The 4491-nt window shown below is 68.3% G+C and carries 7 protein-coding genes; 1 reads left to right on the top strand and 6 read right to left on the bottom strand.

The window, feature by feature from the left end; all coding sequences use genetic code 11:
* The 3 genes from OOT08_RS10040 to tagD form a co-directional block, all read right to left on the bottom strand.
* Nucleotides 1–932: amino acid ABC transporter permease (locus OOT08_RS10040; protein WP_325092514.1), on the bottom strand; the 932-nt coding region annotated here is incomplete at its 3' end.
* Between the two features lie 5 nt (nucleotides 933–937).
* Entirely contained in the window at nucleotides 938–1846 is a 909-nt protein-coding gene (locus tag OOT08_RS10045; protein ID WP_325092515.1) for an ABC transporter substrate-binding protein, read from the bottom strand.
* Between the two features lie 351 nt (nucleotides 1847–2197).
* Nucleotides 2198–2596, bottom strand: coding sequence for a glycerol-3-phosphate cytidylyltransferase (gene tagD, locus OOT08_RS10050; RefSeq protein ID WP_325092516.1), 399 nt, complete (start codon nucleotides 2594–2596; stop codon nucleotides 2198–2200).
* 124 nt (nucleotides 2597–2720) lie between these two features.
* Here tagD and OOT08_RS10055 point away from each other — a divergent pair, with 124 nt between their 5' ends.
* A complete protein-coding gene (locus OOT08_RS10055; protein ID WP_325092517.1) occupies nucleotides 2721–3518 on the top strand; it encodes a carbon-nitrogen hydrolase family protein in 798 nt (265 codons plus the stop codon).
* A gap of 9 nt (nucleotides 3519–3527) precedes the next feature.
* Here OOT08_RS10055 and OOT08_RS10060 read toward each other — a convergent pair whose 3' ends face one another.
* The 3 genes from OOT08_RS10060 to OOT08_RS10070 all read right to left on the bottom strand — a co-directional run.
* Nucleotides 3528–3743 carry an SCO4848 family membrane protein gene (locus tag OOT08_RS10060; protein ID WP_325092518.1) on the bottom strand — a complete coding sequence of 72 codons (216 nt, stop codon included), beginning with the start codon at nucleotides 3741–3743 and terminating at the stop codon, nucleotides 3528–3530.
* 78 nt (nucleotides 3744–3821) lie between these two features.
* Nucleotides 3822–4103 (bottom strand): cupin domain-containing protein, encoded by a 282-nt coding sequence (locus tag OOT08_RS10065; protein ID WP_325092519.1) that lies wholly within the window; start codon nucleotides 4101–4103, stop codon nucleotides 3822–3824.
* A gap of 46 nt (nucleotides 4104–4149) precedes the next feature.
* Nucleotides 4150–4491: helix-turn-helix domain-containing protein (locus OOT08_RS10070; protein ID WP_325092520.1), on the bottom strand; the 342-nt coding region annotated here is incomplete at its 5' end.

A 4491-nucleotide genomic window follows, 5' to 3' on the forward strand; every position in this document is an offset into this window, starting at 1 on the left:
TCCTGGGTGGGCTTTTGCACGCTGGGCCGGTCGCCGACCCCGCGCGCAAAGCGCTTCTCCAGGTAGTACTGGCCGACCATGAGCACCGAGGTGAACAGCAGGTACCAGAGCGAGGCCACGATCAACAGGGGGATCGGGTTGAAGGTCTCCACCGAGATGTCCCGCGCCCGGGCGTACAGGTCGTAGCTGTAGGGGACCGCGACGACGAGCGAGGTGGTCTTCAGCATCGAGATGACCTCGTTGCCCGTCGGGGGGATGATGACGCGCATCGCCTGGGGGAGCACGACACGGCTCATCGTGTGCCACCAGCCGAGGCCGAGCGCGGTGGCCGCCTCCTCCTGGCCCTTGTCCACGGCGAGCAGCCCGGCGCGGACGATCTCCGCCATGTAGGCGGACTCGTTCAGCGCGAGGCCGATCACGGCGAGCGCGAAGGTGCTGAGCAGCGCGTCGGTCTCCAGGGTGAGCCAGGCCTCGCCGAAGGGCACCCCGAGGCTGATCGTCGGATAGATCAGGGCGACCATGCCCCAGAAGGTGAGCTGGACGTAGACCGGGGTGCCGCGGAAGATCCACAGGTACACCCAGGACACCGACTTCACGACGGGGTTCGGGGAGAGCCGCATGACCGCCAGCAGCACGCCGAGCACGACCGCGATGATCATCGAGTAGACGGTCAGGAGCAGGGTGTTCACGAGCGCGGACATGATCCGGTCGTCGAAGAGGTACTTGCCGACGGTCGGCCAGTCGTAGGCGGGTCGGTTCGTGGCCGCGTCGTAGATGAACAGGCCGACCGCGATGACGATGACGATGGCGAGTACGGTCCGCCAGGGGCGGCGCAGCGGCACCGCGACGAGCGGTTCGGACTCGTAGAAGGGTTGCTGTTCAGCGGGGGGCGGGACACTCGGTCCCGGCCCCCGCTCGGGGTGCGTCGACATCGTGGTTAGCTGTTGCCCGCGTTGACCGTGGCCGAGTCGATCGCGCCGTCCTCGACGCCCCACTCGGAGAGGATGTCCAGGTAGGTGCCGTCGTCCATCATGGACTGGAGCGCGGCCTGAATGGCCTTGGTCATGTCGCTGTCCTTCTCCGTGGCGAAGCCGTAGGGTGCGGTGTCGAAGGACTTCCCGGCGACCTCGAGCTTGCCGTCGAGCTGGGCGATTGCGTACAGGGTGATCGGGGAGTCGGCGCTCATCGCGTCGGCCTTGCCGAGGACGACCGCGTTCGTCGCCTCCTCCTGGGCCTCGTACTTGAGCTTCTCGATCGGCTCCTTGCCCGCGGCGACGCAGGCATCGCTCTTGGCCGGGACGTCCTCCGTATCCTGCACGGTGCCCGTCTGCACGGCGACCTTGAGGCCGCAGGCGTTGTCGGGGTCCACGGTGTTGCCCGCGGCGGTGGCCCAGAGAATCCCGGCGTCGTAGAAGTTCACGAAGTCGACGGCCTTCTGCCGCTCGAGGTTGTCGGTGAAGGAGGAGGAGCCCATCTGCATCTTGCCGCCGGTGATGGACGGGATGATGTTCTCGAACTTGGCGACCCGCCAGTCCGTCTCCAGGCCGAGCTTGGCGCTGACCGCGTTGGCGAGGTCGACGCCCCAGCCGATCGGCTTGCCGTCCTTGTCCTTGTACTCGTTCGGCGGGTAGGCCGCATCGGTGCCGATGATCAGCGTTCCGGAGTCTTTCACCGCGGCGGGGAGCAGCGCGACGGCGGCCGGGTCGGCCTCAATCGCGCCGACGGTCGTAGAGGGGGACGTATCTGTGCCCTCGGAGGGAGCCGGATCCGCGGGGGCGTTTGAGCACGCGGAGAGGGTCAGGATCGCGGCTGCGGCGATCGCGGGGAGAACGGTGCGCATCTTCATTGGTTCGTCCTTCGGTTCTTCTTTGAGCTGAAAGGAGGGTGCGCACCCCCGGCCGGGGCCGGAGGTGCTGATGACCAGAGTGTAGTTGTTTCGGGGACGGGTGGAGCACCGAGGGTCTCTGCCTCGCGGCAGATGCTATATGGAGGTCGTTCCAGAGAGCTTCGGGGTCTCGGGCGCGGCAGGACGCCCCGGCCCTCGGCGTCGGGGCTGTGCGGCGCGCAATCCCGTGCCTTTCCCGTCAGCCCGGGTCGCCGGGGCGGCCGGGCGCCGGGGACACCGCGGCCCCGGTCGGGGGTAGTCGGCGCGGGAGCGTTGCCGAATCGTGACGTCTCGGGGGCCCGGAAACGCGGCTTAGGCGTTCTCGCCGAGGTCGTTCTTGATCTTGGTCGTCGAGATGCCCTCGGTCCGGTCGAGGTAGATGACCTCGCAGTGGTCGCGCAGGATTTCGAAGCGGGGATCGCCCTCCCAGTCGCCGCCCATCACGACGGCGTCGATCTCGTACTTCTGCACATCAGAGATCTTCTGCTCCCAGTGCTCCTCCGGGATGACGAGGTCAACGTAGCGGACGGCCTCCAGCATCGCCTTGCGGGTCTCGAAGTCGTGATAGGTCTTCTTGCCCTTCGACTCGTTGAACTCCTCGGTGGACAGGGCCACGGCCAGGTAGTCGCCCTGAGCCCGCGCTCGCTTGAGCAGCCGGATGTGCCCCCAGTGCAGGAGGTCAAAGGTGCCGTAGGTGAGGATGCGCTTCATGGCTTGCCGTTCAGTTCCGGGACAGATGGAGGGACAGTGCCCACCCCAGGGTATTACACCGGGCAGGGGAACGCCCGGAGAACCCGGGGTGAACCCCCTGGGAGAACTGGATACAGTGGGCACCATGAAGATCGCACTCTGGCAGATGCAGGCTTCGGGTGACCCCGCGGCGAACCTCTCCGCGATGCTCGCGGGCATGGCCGAGGCCGCGGCGGCCGGAGCCCGGCTCGCGGTCTTTCCCGAGTACTCGATGGTGTGGCAGGCGGGGGGCAGCGACCGGATCATCGCGGCGGCCGAGCCCCTCGACGGGCCCTACACCGCGGCCCTCCGGGCGGAGGCCGCCCGGCTCGGCCTGCCGGTAATCATCAACCTCTTCGAGCGCAACGAGGCAACGGGGCGGCCCTACAACACGCTCGTCGCCATCGACGAGGCGGGGGAGATCGCCGGGCTGTACCGCAAGGTGCACCTCTATAACGCCTTCGGGTACCGCGAGGATGACTCCTTCACCGCGGGGCCGGACACGGCGGGAACCGTGGTTGAGCTCGCGGGCCTGCGGATCGGCTTGCAGATTTGCTACGACCTGCGCTTTCCCGAGGGCGCGCGTTCGGTCGTCGACGCCGGGGCCGAGCTCATCGTGTACCCGGCGGCCTGGGTCCCGGGACCCATGAAGGAGGCGCACTGGGCGGCGTTGCTGCAGGCCAGGGCCATCGAGAACACGGCCTACGTTGCGGGCGCCGGGATGCTGTACCCCGCGGGCTCCGGGGGAACGCGGCTCGTGGACCCGATGGGCGCGACCCAGGGGGACCTCGGCGAACAGGCGGGGATGCTCCTCGCGGAGCTGGACCCGGAGCGTGTCCGCAGCGTCCGCGCGAAGAACCCCTCGCTGGACAACCGCCGCTTCGCGGTGGTGCCCCGGGGCTGAGCCGGGGGGCTAGGCGACGAGCAGCCAGATCCCGGCGACGAGCGAGACGAGCGCGATCACGAGGGCGATGCCGATCAGCCAGGCGTGCACCGTGAAGAACCTGGTTGCCTTGCCGTTCTCGTCGAAGGCGCGCTCGTCGGCTTTGACCCGCTTGAAGAACTGCGGCCAAACGACTGCGTTATAGAGGGCGTTCACGAGCAGGAGGACGGCGGCGAGGGTGATCATGGACCCAGCCTATCCGCCCCCGGACGCGGGGCGTCGGGCGGGAGCGCGGCCCCGCCCCGCCCCGGGCCGGCACCGGGCTTAGGCCAGGCGCTCGGTCTCGACGAAAACGATGTCGTGCTCGGCGCCGCGGTTGGCGACGGTGTGCTCGCCGCCGGCCTCGCGGGTGTAGCTCACGCCCGCCTCCAGCTCGGTCACGATCTCGGTGCCGTCGGCCATCGTCACGTGCATTCGGTCGGTCACCATCGGGACGACCACGTAGTCGTAGTCGTGGCGGTGCATCGGAATCGCCCCGCCCGGCTCAATCGTCCATCGCGTGACCCGAAAGCGGTCGTTCTCAATCTGAACCTCGCCGTGCGCCATTGCCGTTCCCTTCCACGGGCTCGGCCGTCGAACCCGTGCCGTCAGCCTAGCGAAGCTCGGTGCGTTTGCCGAGGATGAGATCGTGCAGGGCGAGCGTCAGATTTGCGAGCATGGTTGCGGAGGCCAGGGGCTCCCCACAGAGCTCTTCCACCCGGCCCAGCCGATATCGGACGGTGTTCGGGTGGACAAACAGAGCCTCGGCGGCGGCGGCGACCTGCTGATCAACGGCCAGGTAGGTGACCAGGGTGTCCAAGAGGTGCGGCACATCCTCGACTCCGGCGAGCAGGGCCCGGCTGCGCGCCTCGAGGAGCTGCGGCGCGACTTGCGAACGGGTCCAGGTCAGTAAGTCGATCGTGTCCATGCGGATCACGCCCTGGCCCGGCTGTGG

The sequence above is a fragment of the Leucobacter sp. M11 genome, from assembly GCF_035726885.1.
Taxonomy (GTDB): domain Bacteria; phylum Actinomycetota; class Actinomycetes; order Actinomycetales; family Microbacteriaceae; genus JAPFRB01.